Annotated in this window: 18 protein-coding genes; 5 read left to right on the plus strand and 13 right to left on the minus strand. The window is 28.4% G+C overall.

Going from position 1 to position 17,449, the window contains the following annotated elements:
* The first annotated feature begins 80 nt into the window (after positions 1–80).
* The 4 genes from ABWP20_RS13505 to ABWP20_RS13520 are packed head-to-tail and all read left to right on the plus strand — an operon-like array spanning position 81 to position 1,956.
* Positions 81–482, plus strand: a complete 402-nt coding sequence (locus ABWP20_RS13505; protein WP_353096462.1) for a PspC domain-containing protein — start codon at positions 81–83, stop codon at positions 480–482.
* Positions 483–493: 11 nt separating this feature from the next.
* The gene (locus ABWP20_RS13510) at positions 494–1,111 is read left to right on the plus strand and encodes a regulatory protein RecX (protein WP_353096464.1); all 618 of its coding nucleotides are present in this window, start codon (positions 494–496) and stop codon (positions 1,109–1,111) included.
* Between the two features lie 11 nt (positions 1,112–1,122).
* The gene (locus ABWP20_RS13515) at positions 1,123–1,368 is read left to right on the plus strand and encodes a GIY-YIG nuclease family protein (RefSeq protein ID WP_353096466.1); all 246 of its coding nucleotides are present in this window, start codon (positions 1,123–1,125) and stop codon (positions 1,366–1,368) included.
* A 24-nt stretch (positions 1,369–1,392) separates the two neighbouring features.
* The gene (locus tag ABWP20_RS13520; RefSeq protein WP_353096467.1) at positions 1,393–1,956 is read left to right on the plus strand and encodes a glycerol-3-phosphate responsive antiterminator; all 564 of its coding nucleotides are present in this window, start codon (positions 1,393–1,395) and stop codon (positions 1,954–1,956) included.
* Between the two features lies 1 nt (position 1,957).
* On the opposite strand, the gene ABWP20_RS13525 is transcribed toward ABWP20_RS13520, so the two are convergent.
* The 7 genes from ABWP20_RS13525 to ABWP20_RS13555 form a co-directional block, all read right to left on the minus strand.
* A complete protein-coding gene (locus tag ABWP20_RS13525) occupies positions 1,958–2,254 on the minus strand; it encodes a hypothetical protein (RefSeq protein ID WP_353096469.1) in 297 nt (98 codons plus the stop codon).
* Between the two features lie 19 nt (positions 2,255–2,273).
* The gene (locus ABWP20_RS13530) at positions 2,274–3,779 is read right to left on the minus strand and encodes a hypothetical protein (protein WP_353096470.1); all 1,506 of its coding nucleotides are present in this window, start codon (positions 3,777–3,779) and stop codon (positions 2,274–2,276) included.
* Positions 3,776–5,176 (minus strand): sensor histidine kinase, encoded by a 1,401-nt coding sequence (locus tag ABWP20_RS13535; protein WP_353096471.1) that lies wholly within the window; start codon positions 5,174–5,176, stop codon positions 3,776–3,778. The genes ABWP20_RS13530 and ABWP20_RS13535 overlap by 4 nt, the downstream gene beginning before the upstream one ends.
* A gap of 44 nt (positions 5,177–5,220) precedes the next feature.
* On the minus strand, positions 5,221–5,916 hold the full coding sequence (locus ABWP20_RS13540) for a response regulator transcription factor (RefSeq protein WP_353096472.1): 696 nt from the start codon (positions 5,914–5,916) through the stop codon (positions 5,221–5,223).
* Positions 5,917–5,939: 23 nt separating this feature from the next.
* The gene (locus tag ABWP20_RS13545; protein ID WP_353096474.1) at positions 5,940–6,770 is read right to left on the minus strand and encodes a polysaccharide deacetylase family protein; all 831 of its coding nucleotides are present in this window, start codon (positions 6,768–6,770) and stop codon (positions 5,940–5,942) included.
* A gap of 191 nt (positions 6,771–6,961) precedes the next feature.
* Entirely contained in the window at positions 6,962–7,279 is a 318-nt protein-coding gene (locus ABWP20_RS13550) for a hypothetical protein (RefSeq protein WP_353096475.1), read from the minus strand.
* Positions 7,280–7,338: 59 nt separating this feature from the next.
* Positions 7,339–9,069 carry an ABC transporter ATP-binding protein gene (locus ABWP20_RS13555; protein WP_353096476.1) on the minus strand — a complete coding sequence of 577 codons (1,731 nt, stop codon included), beginning with the start codon at positions 9,067–9,069 and terminating at the stop codon, positions 7,339–7,341.
* Between the two features lie 132 nt (positions 9,070–9,201).
* Between ABWP20_RS13555 and ABWP20_RS13560 the strand changes: the two genes are divergently transcribed.
* Positions 9,202–10,344 carry an MFS transporter gene (locus ABWP20_RS13560; RefSeq protein ID WP_353096478.1) on the plus strand — a complete coding sequence of 381 codons (1,143 nt, stop codon included), beginning with the start codon at positions 9,202–9,204 and terminating at the stop codon, positions 10,342–10,344.
* Positions 10,345–10,347: 3 nt separating this feature from the next.
* Here ABWP20_RS13560 and ABWP20_RS13565 read toward each other — a convergent pair whose 3' ends face one another.
* From ABWP20_RS13565 to ABWP20_RS13590, 6 genes are all read right to left on the minus strand, one after another.
* Complete coding sequence (locus ABWP20_RS13565) at positions 10,348–12,156, minus strand: flagellar basal-body rod protein FlgG (protein WP_353096480.1); 1,809 nt, start codon at positions 12,154–12,156, stop codon at positions 10,348–10,350.
* A 12-nt stretch (positions 12,157–12,168) separates the two neighbouring features.
* A complete protein-coding gene (locus ABWP20_RS13570; protein ID WP_353096482.1) occupies positions 12,169–12,372 on the minus strand; it encodes a hypothetical protein in 204 nt (67 codons plus the stop codon).
* Positions 12,373–12,403: 31 nt separating this feature from the next.
* On the minus strand, positions 12,404–13,666 hold the full coding sequence (gene nagZ, locus ABWP20_RS13575; RefSeq protein WP_353096484.1) for a beta-N-acetylhexosaminidase: 1,263 nt from the start codon (positions 13,664–13,666) through the stop codon (positions 12,404–12,406).
* 115 nt (positions 13,667–13,781) lie between these two features.
* A complete protein-coding gene (gene glsA, locus ABWP20_RS13580; protein WP_353096486.1) occupies positions 13,782–14,699 on the minus strand; it encodes a glutaminase A in 918 nt (305 codons plus the stop codon).
* A 13-nt stretch (positions 14,700–14,712) separates the two neighbouring features.
* Positions 14,713–16,377, minus strand: a complete 1,665-nt coding sequence (locus ABWP20_RS13585; protein ID WP_353096488.1) for a nucleoside kinase — start codon at positions 16,375–16,377, stop codon at positions 14,713–14,715.
* A gap of 16 nt (positions 16,378–16,393) precedes the next feature.
* Entirely contained in the window at positions 16,394–17,362 is a 969-nt protein-coding gene (locus tag ABWP20_RS13590) for an RluA family pseudouridine synthase (RefSeq protein ID WP_353096490.1), read from the minus strand.
* Positions 17,363–17,449 lie beyond the last annotated feature (87 nt).

The following is a 17,449-nucleotide window of genomic DNA, read 5'->3' on the forward strand; positions in this document are numbered from 1 at the left end:
TCACTGTGTAAGATACAGTGATTTCAAGCGTTATGAATTATGATTAACGCTATATGTTATAAAGGAAACGAGGTGATAATTTGAATAAAATACGGCGTTCTAAAGGTAATAGAATTTTTTCCGGTATTTGTGGCGGTATAGGAGAATATTTTAATATTGACCCCACTATAGTTCGTATTATTTGTTTATTACTGGGATTGTCATCTTTTGGTACTACAGTGCTAGTTTATCTAATTTGCTGTTTTGTTATACCTGAAGACGACGGAATTATTTACAGTGATGATTATAATGAACGTAATGAAAAACTTCGCAGCAATACTCCTATTTTAATAGGCTGTGCTTTAATACTTTGGGGTAGTTTCATGTTAACTAAGATATTTTTTCCTTGGTTTACTATTCGATTGGCAAGTTTAGTAAAATTCTGGCCAATACTAATAATAGTATTAGGGGTATATATAATAATTAATCAAAGAAATAAATAAAAGGAGTTATTATGAAGATTACTAGTATTGAACCACAAAGAAATAAAAATAGAGTTAATATTTATGTAGATAATGTTTTCTCCATAGGAATAGAACAAGAATTAAGATATAAATATAAACTAGAAGTTGATATGGAAGTCAGTGATGAATTTATTAAAGATATTCTCAAAGCTGAAGAGCAAAATAAGGTTACAAATCATGCACTAAATTTACTCTCCTATAGACAACGATCTGAAAAAGAAATATACAATGCCCTCAAACGTAAAGGCTTTGAAGATTCTTATATAGAATATGCCATGAACTACTGTAGAAAGAACAAATATTTAGATGATAAACTTTTTGCCCAATCATTTATCAAAGATAAAATGAATCTAAATAAACTTGGCCCCGAAAGAATAAAATATGAATTAATGTTAAAGGGAATATCAAAGGATATTATAGATGAATTTCTTATTGTAGACTCTGATGAACAATATGAAACAGCTATGAAAATAGCATTGAAAAAACTAAATTCTTATAAAAACGATGATCGAAATAGTATTTATAGAAAACTTTCTGGCTTTCTACAAAGAAAAGGATATTCCTATGATATTATATCTAAAGTAGTTAAAGATATTTTGAAAGATTAGGTGATTTAATTTTGTGTTATGTATATATCCTACAGTGTAATGATAATACTCTTTATACAGGTTGGACTGTAAATTTAGATAAAAGAGTATCTAGGCATAATTCAGGCAAAGCTTCAAAATATACCCGTTCTAGACTACCAGTACAACTAGTATATTTTGAGGAATTTACTAACAAAATAGATGCACAAAAAAGAGAATATGCAATAAAACAGTTTTCAAGACAGCAAAAATTAGAACTTATTAAATCTCATAATTAAATAAAAAGTTTTAGAGGTGAGATAATGACACACTTTTTTGATAGAATAGCACAAAACCCTATAATTGCAACAATTCAAGATTTGAATACATTGGATGATGCATTGGAATCTCCTTGCGAAATCATATTTCTTTTGAAGGGAAATATATTTTATCTCAAGGAAATATCTAATAAAATAAAATTAAAAAATAAAGGTCTATATATACATATAGATTCTATAGATGGTTTTTCTAAGGATACTTGGGGATTAGAATATATAATTAAAAACATATCACCAGATGGAATAATAACAGAAAAAAGCAATTTAGTAAAACTTAGCAAAGATATGGGCATGTTCACCATCCAAAGACTATTTATATCTGACTCCTATTCCTTAGATAATGCCATATCTTCTATAAAAAAGATGCGACCAAACGCTGTTGAATTGCTGCCTGGTATTATGCCTAAAATAATAAGAAAAATTATTAATGATACAAAAATACCCGTAATTGCCAGTGGCTTGATTACGGATAAATATGATTTAAATTCTAGTCTAGATGCGGGTGCTACAGCTGTAGCTACGTCTAATAGAAATATTTGGAATATTTAACTTATTCCCTTCCCTTTTTAAATATTCCAATAACAAGTCCAGTCGATACTCCAACAAATCCAGCGACCATTGTAATCATTATAATAAATAATCTATTTACTCCATCTAATGTAAAGGAATCTTTTCCTATATAAAATAAATTGTATATTCCAATAATCATTAAAATAAATCCTGGAATATATTTTATAAATCTATTTTTCCTGAAAATAAGATATGTTACAGAAGTAATAATTATTGCTCCTAGTATAAATACTCCTAGTATTTTTGCGAATTCTAAATGAACTATTAATTCCTTCATTCCTCTCCCCCATTTTAGCTTAATATTTTACTACTTCCGTTTCATTCTTTAGAAACTCATCTTCCCATAATGTAGCATATCTACCTGTAGCCCATTCTGCCATTACAATTGTTTCTGAATTATCCATCTTGATGCTTCCTATTTCCTTTTGAGATATTTCATTATTATTAATAGAATATAAAAGTAAATTGTTTCTTGTTACAATTATTATTATATCTTCATTAGGTGATGTAAAAGCATCTATGGCTTCAGGTATCTTTGATTTTATAATACTCCATGGTATAGTTAACTCATCATAATTTACTAATTCTTTAGGAGGTATTGTTTTTATATTATAATCTTTATAAATTTCCTCATTTTCACTATTATAATTTATTCTCCCCTTCATAATCCAATATCCATTTCTCCTAGCTAAACCAAAACTTTCTTCATTTAACGATATATTTGAATTTGTTTTAACTGCATTTTGAGCACCATCTTTAAATATCCTAAGTCCTTCTTCTCCAATTATATCTGAAATCTTAATAGGTCTTTCATCATCTAGATGGTCAATTGGATATACTTGTAGCATTCTCTTTCCATTTGAAACATTAATTGCCTCAGTAGAAACATAATCATTACCGATATATAAAATATTTTTTAGTATAGATGGCTGAAAAGCCTTAGCCCTAGGCTCCAACGCAGCTCCAAATAAATAGCCTGTTCTATCCTCAATAAATTCTTCCTTAATATCTCCTTTTTGCGTTGCTTTAATTCTGTCATTTAAAGGGTTATCTATATCTTCCCTTTTTACATTTACTAACCAAAACCCTTTCTTTCTTGGTACTAATAAATCATTCATTTTATATACAGATGCTATATTACGATTATTCGCTCTAATCCAAATAGTTTTATATTCCCAATTGTCAAGTTGATTTGTCTCATCATAAACATGGGATTTTATTCCTAAAAGAATACCTGAACGTAAAATATCCATCTCTTCAGTATTTGCAATTCTCATAATACTTTCCTCAATATTTATATATCTATCAATTTCCTCTTTACTTATCTGGTCAACACTCTTCTTTAAAAAGTAAAATCTATCTTCAAAAAAAATAACCATTTCACTATCATTATATTTAATAAATTCATGAAAATATTGATCATTACTAAATACAGTTATTATTTGTGCATCTCCATCTGAAAGTTCTAATTCTTTAGGTGATATTTTATATTTATATAACAAATAATCTGCAAGCTTTACATTCTTCAATCTATAAGTTGGTTCTACAGCATAATTATCGCCTATTACTATGGCAGATTTATGAAATAAAGCTTCTCTCCCAGTTAAAACTTCTGTATCTACTATACCACCTTTTTTATATGGGTTATCAATAAAATTATCTATAGTCCATTTTCCTTGTAAAGGTGGTAAATTATTTTCTGGAGCTTTTATCCTGTCCTTTATTTCAAATTTATTAATACTGCAAGAAGTTATAAAAGTGACTAAGATCATAGCTAATATAATCAAATATATTTTTCTCATTTGGAAGCCTCCCTTAGTGGCAATTTTACCGTTACCTTAGTTCCCTCGTTGACATTTGATAATATGTCCATAGTACCGTTGTGAAGTTTAACTATTTCATCACAAATAGATAACCCTATTCCACTATGAGATTTACTATTTTTGCCTTTATAAAATTTCTCCTTCACTTTTGGTAAATCATCTTCAGATATACCAATTCCATCATCTTTCACTTCTAAGACTAAATTATCGTCTTCTTTATATGCATTTAAAATTACCTTACCATTTTCCTCTGTAAATTTAAAGGCATTATCTAAAAGATTAATAAGTACTTGCTTTATTCTATTCTCATCTCCAAGCATATATCCCAAATTTGAGTCTATATTTATAATAAATTCAATCCTATTATTTATAGCTCTAGGAGTTAATTGTTTTCCAATCATTTCAATTGTATCTTTTATTTGAAATTCATCGTTTTCCAACTTTATCCTTCCAGAAACAAATCTAGAAAAATCTAAAAGGTCTTCAACCATATTACTAAGTCTATCACTTTCTTTTTCAATGATTTCAAGACCATCTTGTACAATTTCATTTCCACCAAAATCTTCAGATTTTAATGTAATAGCCCATCCTTTTATTGACGTAAGTGGGGTACGAAGTTCATGAGATATTGAAGATATAAAATCATTCTTAATCTGTTCTTTTTTAATCAATTCCTCAGCCATATAGTTTAATGTATCTGATAATTTACCAACTTCGTCCTGTAATTTAATATTACTTCGAACTCTTAATTGTCCATCGGCCATTTTTTCTGCAACATCTGTAACTTCTTTAAGAGGTCTCACTATGGAATCTGCAAGAAAAATACTTACTATACCTGAAATAAAAATAACTATAAGACCCATTCCCAATAGTAATAAAGAAATAGCTCTTATTACTGCATTAGTCCCCTTAAGAGAAGTAATAAATCTTATTATTCCTATAATTCTTCCTCTGTCCTTTATCGGCATAGAAATAGACATTATTGGACTATTATAATAGTTTGCACTTCCTATCCAAACTCCCTTTTCTCCGTTCATTGCATTTTTAATATCTGGATATAGATTTGATTCATCATTTGCAACTCCTAAGGAATCCATTAATAACTCCCCATCAAAATTAAGTATTTGAACTTGTGCAGTTGTATGCTGCCAAAATGTATCTACATCGTCTATAACAGTATCTTCTAATGTTCCAGAGGAAAAATATCTTAAATAATAATCTATTGAAAACTCCATTTGATTAGTAAGTATATCCTCAATATTTTTATAATAATATTCCTTAACGCCATTTATAAGTACTACTTCTAAAATAACCACAGTTATAATGATTATTAGCATGAAGTTCTTTACAAGCCTAATTCTTATACTTTTATTCATTTATCATTCCTCTAATCTAAAAATACTATTAATTAATATGGTTTCTAATTTGCATCTCTCCATCTATACCCGATTCCCCAAACTGTTTCTATAAAACTAGGCTTACTAGAATCATACTCTATTTTAGCTCTAAGTCTTCTAATATTTACATCTACGATTTTAGAATCTCCAACAAAATCATATCCCCATACTAGATTTAAAATCTCATCTCTTTTGAAAGCTTTACCGGGATTTTGAAGAAAAAGTTTAGCTATGGCATATTCAGTAGGAGTAAGCTCTATTTCACAATTTTCCTTATAGAATTTACGGGAATAAGTATCTATTTCAAAAGGCTTAGAGACCAATATAGTACTATCTTTTATATCCTCCGATGACTCTATCCTTCTTGCCAAAGATTTTACTCTCAATACTAACTCTGTTGGATTAAATGGCTTAGTCATATAATCATCAGTTCCATATTCCAACCCCATTATTTTATCCACATCTTGTGATTTGGCAGTTAGCATTATTATACCTAAATCTGGAAACTCCTCTCGTAAAATTTTGCATACTTGAAATCCATCAATTCCTGGTAACATAATATCTAAAATTACCATGTCTATTTTTTCTTTTCTTGCAATTAATATTCCTTCTTCTCCACTTTCAGCTTCCAATACATTGAAACCATTTCGCTCTAAATTTATTTTTATAAACTTTCTTATAGACGATTCATCTTCTACTACAAGAATTGATTTATCCACCAAAAATCACATCCTAATCTTAGTTATTGCTCTAATGCTCGAAATTCGTATCCTTCTCTTATAAGATATTCTATTATTTCAGGCAAAGCTTCAACTGTGGTTTTCTTAGCATCAGTATCATGCATCAATACAATAATTTCTTTTTTGCCTTTAGCAGTAGACTTTAATCTATTCACCAATTTATCTTTTGGTATGCTTATACCTTCTGCATCGCCATTTAATGCATTCCAATTATAATTTCTATATCCCGATTCTTTTGCTAATTTCAAAAACTTTTGTTTATGCTTTTCAAAGGAACCTCCCGGCATCCTCAATAATTTTGTTTCAAAGTCTTCTCCTAAAATATCTTTTAGCACTTTTTCTGTAGAATTTAATTCACCAAAAAAATTATTGGTATTTTTATAGATATAACTATAGTTATGACTATAAGAATGATGTCCAATTGAATGACCTTCTTCATTTATTCGCGTTATCATATCTGGGTTAATCTTCGCCATTTTTCCCAAAACAAAAAAAGTTGCTTTAATATCATATTCAGATAATATATCTAAAATTGCAGGAGTTGAGTGCTTGGATGGTCCATCATCAAAAGTTAAATATGCTATTTTCTTATCCTTAGTTTTTTCTTCTTCTATCCTTTTAGCTTCTAGTTCAACTCTCAATTTTTCTTCTTTAATTTGTTTAATTTCTTCGTCCAATGCTAGACTAATAGGATTCTTTTTCCCAATTATATCTAAGGTATCCGTCACACTTACGGCTACTGCTGTACTAGTTGAATTAAAAAAGAATTTTACTGATGTACTTCCAATTAAAAACACTATAATGGCAAATAAAAAAACATATCTTCTCTTCATTTATGTCACCTCTCTATGTATTGTCTTATCCTATTCACATATTTAATTCTAGCATATTATAAATATTAATTCTATTGGTTACAAAGAAATTAATAAATAGTTACAAAGACTTTACATTTTTTTATTCTTCACTATATATATTACCCAAAAAACAATATTCAAACTAAAATAGGCTGTCTTCAGCCTATTTCTTATAATGGATAAAAGCTCTGATTTCTTCTAAATAATTCAGAAATCAGTAATATAGTTATTAAATCTCTAATAAGCCTACTTCTTCCATAAAATATCCGTTGTTCTGCTCTAACTCTTCCTCTAGACCTCCTTTCATATGGATCTTCATGTATCTCTGGACATTCATATGCCATCTTTATATATATGTCATCAACCATCTTCTCCATTTGTTCTTCAGTAATATTTTCCATGGAGTAGTTCTCATCTAGATGTTCATTTACTGCTTCTATAACCTTTGGATAAATTCTGTAATACAATTCTGGATAATCAGAATACATAAAAACACCTCCCCTTTACATTCCTCTAATATAATATGTTAAGGGAGGCGTATTTGACACTATTCTTGCAGTAAATCCTTAAATTGAGATTTATATAATTTTGCATACAGTTTGTCTTTTTTTAACAATTCTTCATGATTTCCTCTTTCTTCAACTCCATCAGCAGTTAATACTAAGATTTCATCTGCATTCTTTATAGTTGATAATCTATGAGCTATTACTAACGTAGTTCTTCCTTTAGACAGATCTTCCAAGGATTTCTGTATCATTATTTCTGTTTCATTGTCAAGAGCCGAAGTAGCCTCATCTAATATTAAAATCGGTGGATTTTTTAAAAATAATCTTGCAATTGAAATTCTCTGTTTCTGTCCACCAGACAACTTAACTCCCTTTTCTCCTATATAAGTATCATACCCATCTGGTAAGGATAATATAAAATCATGTATTCTTGCTTTTTTAGCTGCCTCAATTACTTCTTTATCGTCAGCTTCTGGATTTCCATATATTATATTATCACGAATTGTACCTGTAAATAAAAATACTTCCTGTTGAACAAGACCAATTTTCTTTCTTAAACTCTTAATTTTAATATCTCTAATATCAATACCATCTAATAATATTTCTCCTTTTTCTATTTCATAAAATCTTGGAATAAGATGGCATAATGTGGTCTTTCCTGCACCTGAAGGTCCAACTAAAGCTACAGTCTTTCCTGCATCAATAGATAAATTCAAATTAGAAAGTACAGTATTTTCACCATTATTATAACTAAAGGACACATTGTTAAATTGAATATCTCCTTTTACTTCATCTAATTCTATTGCATCTTTTCTATCAATAATATCTGACTCTATATTCATGACCTCAACAAATCTTTCAAATCCACTCATACCATCTTGTAATTGCTGAGAGAACTCGGAAAGTCTTCTAATTGGCTGCATAAAAAAATTAACAAAAAGTGTAAAAGAAAATAAATCTCCAACATTAATTATATCTTTATATACAAAATATCCTCCAAGACTTATGATTAATAAATTGAGCATGCTGGATAAAATTCCAATTCCAGCCAAAAATTCAGCCATAACCTTATATGATTCTTTTCTAGCGTTGCTGAATCTAAGATTTCCCTCATTAAATTTTTCAATTTCATATTCCTCATTAGTAAATGATTTTGCAACTCTAATTCCTGAAATACTATTTTCAAGTTGCGAATTTACATTTGCAATCTTTTTTCTTACTTCTCTAAATGAATTTGACATTCTATTTCTTTTTGTCATAATAAACCATATTGCAATAGGAATGAATGTAAATAAAATTAAAGTAAGTCTCCATTCAATTGTAATTAATATTACAAAAGATCCTAACAACATTACTAAAGATATAAACAAATCTTCTGGCCCATGATGAGCAAGTTCTGTTATATCTCTTAAATCATTTACTATTCTAGACATTATATGTCCAGTCTTAGTATTGTCATAATAACTAAATGGTAAGGATTGTAAATGAGAAAATATATCCTTCCTCATATCATGTTCAATTTTTACACCTAAAATATGACCCCAATATAATACAAAATAATTACTTGCATATCTAAGAACAAATAAAAAAATCATTATAATTGTCCATCTTACTAGAAGGTCCATTCTTCCTTCTGGTATTATTTCATTTATCATTTTCCTAGTGAAAATCGGAAAAATGAGATCGGATATGGATATAAGAAGTGCAAAAAACATATCCGTAAAAAATAATTTTTTATAAGGTTTATAATACGATGCAAATTTCTTAATCAAAAAATCACTCCCTTTAACTATTTAATAAAATATTTCGAGTCACGAATATTATAATATTATATAATAGCTTTGCTTTTTTTTCAATTGTATTATAAGATATACTCATTAATAATTAAAGACTGGAGGCGTAAAATGAATAGTTTCTTAATGTTTTTAACTACCTTTTTAATCCAATTAGTAGTGGCGATAGAAATGGGCATAGTCGGTCCATTAGCACCATTTCTTGCTAATCATTTTTCCATAAAAGAAAGTATGGTAATATTATTTAATCTCGGGTATTCAGCCATTGGTTTTTTAGTTCCCTATCTAGGAGTATTTGCAGATAAACACGGAAAGAAAAAAAGTCTAACTATTTCTCTGACTTTATTTATAATTGGAGCTATTATTGGAGCTTTTGCCAAATCCCCATATATTTTCGCCTTTGGAAGAATATTTATTGGTTTTGCTTATTTTTCCATAAGTGCTGCAAATCTATCTTACATATCTGAGTTTATATCTTATGATAATCGTGGAAAGGCCTCTGGATTACTTAGAACTGCCTTTGGTATCGCTATACTCTCCAGTCCTATTTATGCTACTTATCTAGTGAGTAAATATAGTAATCTTACAGTTGTATATATACCCTTGGCTATTGTAGGATCCTTGTCTTTAATTTTATTGATGCGCTTACCAGAGACTAAAAAATCTCCCGATGTAAAAATAGATAAGAAGGAATTTTTATCCCTATTAAAAAATCCAGTTACCAAAAAAGTATTAATCACTGTATTTTTATTACTTACTGGGCCATCTTTAATATTAAATTATTTAAGTATATATCTATCTAATAGTTTCAATGTTACTCAAGTAAATATTGGTATTGCTTATACTATTGTAGCCATTGGTACAATTTCTGGCATACTTTTTTCTGCAATTTTCTCTGATAAACTTGGTAAATTTAAAATATCTAAAATATTATTTACTATAACAACACTGGCCATAATCCCAATTCCTTATTTTCGTTCTTTATATCCTGTACTAGGATTAGCAACAATATTCTCCTTTGGATTAGATGGTGGCTGGACTTCTTATCAAGCATTATGCTCTGAAATTTTTCCTGAAAAAAGAGGAACCTTCATGAGTTTATTCTATACTATGAATGCTATAACAATAACATTCTATAGTATAGTAGGCCCAATTATTTATAATCTTGGAGGTTTCAAACTCATCATAGGTATAGCAGGTTTTTCAGCAGCTTTGGCAATTATTATTTTATCTAGACTTCATATAAATGAATAAATCCTACTCTATACTTTGTCTACTAGTAATTATAGTTAATATTAAATAATTAATCATATAAATAAGAGTAATAACACCTGTGTCATTTAATATAAATCCTATTAAAGAAGTAATGAGAATTATCATTGCTTCTTTTTTTAATATTTCATTTTTTTCTACAGTTTCCTTTTTCTTTTTAAGTATAATTGCTTGAAAAATTAATACTATAGAAAATGGCGGTAATACGGTCAATTTAAAGAGTTCTTTAGCTTTAAAGGATACCATTGAAATAAATTCGGATAAACCATTCTCTTTTAGTCTATAAAAGAATCCAAATGCATGGGTGTTTTCTCCTGTAATATCATCAAATAATATATTTAGACTGAATATAAACACTCCTACTAAGAATAATAGGATTATTTTTTTAAATCTATTGTTACTAGGGAAAAACAAAATACAAACCATAATTCCAAACAATACAATAGATGTTATAAATCCACCAGTATTTGCTCCAAAATACGTAGATAAAACTAACATATTTACAATAAAAACACATATCCCAATAAGTCTTTTTACAGCAACACTGTCTATGGATTGAGTTATACTAAAAAAGCTTAATATAGATGTAGCCAATAAAACCCCCATAATGCCATTATTTAATCCATAATATCTGGCTCCATATACTAGATTGTTAAACCCTATATATGAATTATAAATCATATTAGGATATAAACAAGTACCTAAAACAATTAAAATATATGTTGGTATACAAAGATATTTAACTAAATCTACTTTCCTTTCTACCATAAATCTTGTAATTAAATAAGATATGAAAATATTAATAACTAAATAAGGAAGAAGGCTTCTATGAAATTCAAATAGCCCTAATACTAAAGACGTACATATATTTACAAATGTAAAAACATAAATATTATATATCCATTTATTCAATTTATTAAACTTTAGAATCCATATTCCAACTAATCCTTGAGCAAAGTAAGTAAGCCCATGAAATAAATATGCAACAATTAATAAATTAATATTTTTTTTATATATATTCTCAAATTCATTTTTAGGATTATCTATTTCTATAAATTTAAAGGGTTTTCCTATATCAGATTTTCTAATATGTCCATATACTTCCTTTATATGAGCTGAAATATCTTCTAAAGCAATAAAACCTACTCTTTTAGTAGATGAGCTTGTTAATAATCCATTATTCTTTCCATTAATATGGATAATAGGAACTAGATATCTATTCAACAGATATCTATCTTCCTTAGCAACAGTCTTTGGCAAAATAGTTATTTGTCCATCTTTATAATGATTTAAATATTTATTTAGAATATCTATTCTTTCTTCATCCTGTTGAAATTCATATTCTAATACCAATACATTTGATTTATCTAATAAAGTATCTGTGTTGTCTATAAGCCAGTTATAATCATATACTATAAAATCTTCACTATAATCAACTGTTCCTTCCTTATCCCCAACTAAAAAATAACCTTTCCCGTCTCCAATATATGAAACTTTTTCTTCTGCCAATATATCTCCCAAATAATTTATCTTTACATCTTTTTTCCCTATATCCTTTAGGCTCAACTTTCTACCAGTGTTTATGGATAAATATAATCCTTCTTCCGAATATGGTGGTCTTGATTTTAAATTTACGAACCCTAAACTATATTTCCCAAGATATAATTCTTCTACTGTTTTTATTGATAATTCATCAACTATTACTATAATAGAATTTACATCCTCAGCAAATATTGTATTAGGTATTAGTATTATTAAAGCTAATATTATTAATTTTATTATTTTTTTCCACATAATAAATCCACCTTAATATATAATCCTACTCAAAATCCTAAATACTCCTAACAATAAGGAGAAAACACTTGTTAAAATCTTGTATCTATATTTTCTATCTTTAATTATATCTTCTTTTTTACTAAAAACTCTTTCTCCATCTAAGGTCTCTATATTATAATTCTCTACTATATAAATAAATACGCCTATGGATATAAAACATATTCCAACTACCAATATATCCCCCCTAATTTATTTAAATACTGTACTATCTATTGATGTCATTAATTAATTTATTAGTATCATTATTTAATGTTTCTAAATCTATATCAGTAATTATATTATCTCTTAAATTATATTTTTCCTTAAGTTTTAAGATTCTATAGACTTTATCATCTATATCCTTCTCATTTAATTCTCCAATCTTAACTGCTTCTTTTATTTTCTCAAATACCTTTGCCGGATTTTCCTTACCATGACAAACTAAAGCTATATCACCACCTGCCTTGATAAATGACAATACACCATCTTCTAAGGTATAATTTTCAACTATAGCACCCATAGTCATATCATCGGATACCACTACACCATTATATCCTAAGTCATCTCTTAAAATATTTTGAATCATTTTTGAAGACATAGTTGCAGGATAATCCTTATCAATATTAGGATAAAGTATATGTGCAACCATTACCATATCTGCATCTTTATTGATAGCTTCCATAAATGGAACTAATTCAAAAGATTTTAACTGGTCAATAGTCTTATTTACCATAGGTAATTTAATATGTGAATCTATATCTGTATCACCATGTCCTGGGAAATGTTTTACAGCTGGGATTATTCCTGTATCTTTTATTCCCAGCATTACTTGTAATCCATTATTTGCTACTTGGTCTACAGTACTGCCAAATGATCTATCTCCTATTACTGGATTCTTTGGATTAGAGTTAATATCTAATACAGGTGCAAAATCTACATTGAACCCTACTGAGCCTACTCTTCTACCTAATATACTACCTAGTCTATAAGAAATATCTTTATCATTCTTATTTCCTATTTTCATAGCTACTGGAATCTTTACAAATGATTTAGGTAATCTACTTACTCTTCCACCTTCTTCATCTATAGATAAGAATAATGGAATATCATTATTAGAATTTGTTTCCTTAATTTTATTAAGTAAGCTCAATGTTTGATTTTCATCTACTATATTTCTTGAAAATAGTATAAACCCTCCAACTTTAAGTTCTTCTATAGTTCTTATAATTTCATCATTAACCTCAGTTCCATCAAAACCTACAATCATTAATTGACCTATTTTTTCTTCCAATGACATAGAGTCAATCCTATCTTTTATAATGTCCACTTCTTCTTTATTATTTTCTTTATTATCTTCCTTGTTGTCCTCTATATAATTATTGTTAGATTCTTCAGGACTAGTTTTTTTTCCATCTAAATTTTTATTACTACATCCTACAAGAAGAACAATAACAATTAATAATATAGATATTCTTATGCTGTGCTTCATATAATCACCTTTCTCTTATGTTGTATTAATTCTATTATATTTTTACCTTATTTACAATAAGTATGAAACTAATAAATAAAGTTAAAGGAGGGATATCCTCCCTCCTACCTATTATTTAAAATATATTCAGATTTAATTCTTTAGATAAATCTCTCATAATTCCGTATCCAACAATAGAGTTACCATATTGATCTAGTGCCGGACTAAATATACCAATGCCCATCTTATTTGGTATTGTTCCTAATATGCCTCCACCAACTCCACTTTTTGATGGTATCCCTACTGTAGCAGCATATTCTCCACTAAAATTATACATTCCACAAGTTGCCATAATAGCTGTTACTATTGATGCTACCCTGTCCCCAGATATTTGTTTGTCTTGTTTTTTTATCATTTTACATCTATTAGCTATAAATAATCCTATTTTAGCAATATCAACTGTAGTAACTTCTATTGAACACTGTCTAAAATACACATCTAATATCTCTTCTACATCTCCTTCTATAAATCCCCTTGCCCTCATTAGATAAGCCATTGCTCTGTTTTTATGTCCCGTCTCTTTTTCTGATAGATATACTTCCTCATTATAAGATATATTTGGGTTTTCTGTTACATTTCTAATAAAATCTAACAATCTATTAAACTTTTCTTCTCCTTCGCCTTTAATCAATGATGTAGTAACTATAGCACCTGAATTTATCATAGGATTGGAAGGCTTTACTGTGTGGGGAAAGTCTAATTTAAATAGTGTATTAAATGGTTCTTCTGTTGGTTCGTAATCAATTTTTTTAAATACCTCATCTTCACCATTATCTATTAAAGCTAACATAAGACTCATAACCTTAGATATACTTTGGATTGTAAATTTTAGGTTATAATCTCCTGCTTTATGAATTTTTCCACCTACATCCATTAGGCATACTCCTATATTATTAGGATCCATATTAGATAGGGCTGGTATATAATCTGCTACTTTCCCATTAGATATTAAATATCTATTTTTTTCTATGATTTTAGATAACAATTCTTCCATTTCTTCCCCCTTGCTAATGAATATCAAAGTAAGTTTTTCCTACAAATTCTCTTAAAATCGAATTAGGTGGTATTATCCCTTCATCTTCAATATCCCTAAAGTATTCTAAGAATTTAAGTAGTTTTTTAGCTTCTCCATAATAAATGCTACTGCTATTTATTTCTTCTAATAATGGTTTCACATGTTTTTTCAAAACTGCTAATTCATACACCAAGGCAGAGTCAAACATTATATCCGCCTCTTCTTGGAAAGGAAAAATGTATTTTTCTTCTCCATTTCTTACTCCAGTCCACATTTCTAAAGTGCGAGTAGCATCATTTCCTCTGTATTTAATATCCCTTACGATTCTTCTAATAAGTCTGGCATCTGTAGTTGGAATACGATTATGGGCATCTATATTAAGCTGGGTTAAGGCTGATATATAAATTTTATATTTATTTTTTTCAGGAATATAATTGGTCATTTTAGGATTTAAGCTATGAATTCCCTCAACAATTATCGGGTGATCTTTGTCTACCTTTACTATTTTACCTGATTTCTCACTCTTACCCGTAATGAAGTTAAACTTAGGTAATTCAACTTCTTTTCCCTCTAATAATCTTATTAAATCCTTATTTAATCTCTCTAAATCTATTGCATCAATAGTTTCAAAATCGTAGGTTCCATCTTCATTTAATGGAGTTTTATCTCTATCAACAAAATAATCATCTACTGAAATTGATATTGGTCTTTTTCCATTAACTTTTAATTGGACTGCTAGTCGTTTTGAAAAAGTGGTTTTCCCTGAAGATGAAGGTCCTGCTATTAAAATTAAGTGAATGTCTTCATCTTCACAAACTCTATCTGCAATATTGGCAATTTTCTTTTCATGAAGCGCCTCTGATATTCTAATTACCTCTGCAACTCCTCCATCTATTATCTTCTCATTTAAGGACCCTACATATGCTAAATCCAATATATCTCCCCAGTCATTAGCTTCCTTAAATACTTTAGATAATTTCTTTAGTTCTCTAAATTCCGGTAATTTATAGTTAGAATTCATACTAGGAAACATAATTAAAACTCCTGGATAATAGTACTTAAGCTGGAAAACTTCCACATATCCTGTAGAAGGTGCTAAGAATCCATGATATGTATCTATATGTCCTCCTATATTATATACATCTATATCTTCCCTATCCAAAGTGTTAAAAAGTCTTATTTTATCATAATAATTATATTTTTCAAAAAGTTCCATAGCTTTGTCTTTTGCCATTTTTTCACGCACTATTGAGAAATCATTTTCAACTATTTCCTTCATTTTTTCCTGTATTTCTTCAACTTCCTTAAAAGTTATGGAATATCCCTTTTCAAAAGTTGCATAGAGACCTTCACCTAAAAAATGTTCTATTCTTACCGTTCTTTCTGGAAACAATTCCTTACATGCCATGATAAACACGGCAGATATGGTTCTAGTATATATTCTATATCCATCTACATCACTAATATCTAAAAACTTTACATCCATATTTTCTTCTACAGTTTTGCTTAAATTGAAAACTTCATTATTTATTTTAGCACCTAAATATTTCTTATAATCCTCTTCAAATATTATTTTAGCTATATCTTTTAGAGCTGTATCCTTTTCTGCCGAAATCTCTCCTTTTCCCTCTACATGTAACTTAATCTTATTAGTCACATAACCACCTCCAAAATTACCCAAATAATCTTTTTTCTATATCTGCAGCTTTCCCCATTAAATCACTAGTAAAAACTTTACCATTTAAATATTCAAGTTCATCATGTAATCCATTAAATTCTATTTTATATCCATGAAGCCATTGATTATCTAGGGAATATTCTTCATTAAATTTTTTATTTATTTCCTTATTTCCATATTTCCTATCCCCAATAACTGGATACCCTAAAGAAGATAGATGCCCTCTTATCTGATGAGTTCTTCCTGTAATTAGCTCAATCTCAAGAAGAGAATATCCATTCTCACTTTTAAGAGGTTTTACAATGGTTGTGATTTTCTTTGAGCCTTCAAAATCTTCTTCATGAACTGTTACTCTGTTTTTATCTTCATCCTTTGATAGATAACCTTCCACTATAAACTCTTTTTTTATATTACCCTTAACTATGGTTTTATAAAATCTTCTTATTTTACTGTTCTTTATTGCTTCATTTATACTCTTTAGTGTTTCATAATTTTTCGCTCCAATTATTATACCAGAAGTATTTCTATCTAGCCTATTACATATAGAAGGAGTAAATGTTTTTTGAATTCTAGGCACAAAATCACCCTTCTCAATTAAATATGAAATCATACTATCAACTACATTTTCTTCAAATTCTTTAGATGCACCATGAGACAATATACCAGCTGGCTTATTTATCAGTATAACATTACTGTCTTCATATAAAATATTAGGTATAAGCTTTGACCTTATTTCTTCTTTCTTAGCGATAAATTTATCTATGGTTTCATCTGAAAGATAAAGTTGAATCCTATCCCCTTCATAAATGGTAGTTTCTGGTTGAACCTTAGCATTATTTAACTTTATATTCTTTTTTCTAATCATTTTGTATACAAAGCCTTGAGGCGCTTCTCTTAAGTATTTCTTTAAAAATCTATCTAACCTTTGTTCATTTTCATTTTTATCTATTATTATTTCTCGCAAAGTTTTCTCACCTTTTCTAAAATCTTATGTTATAATTATATTATACACTATTAGTTATATTAAAACTTAAATTTTTACAAAAGTTCT

It is taken from the genome of Tissierella praeacuta, from assembly GCF_040396155.1.
Lineage (GTDB): Bacteria > Bacillota > Clostridia > Tissierellales > Tissierellaceae > Tissierella > Tissierella praeacuta_A.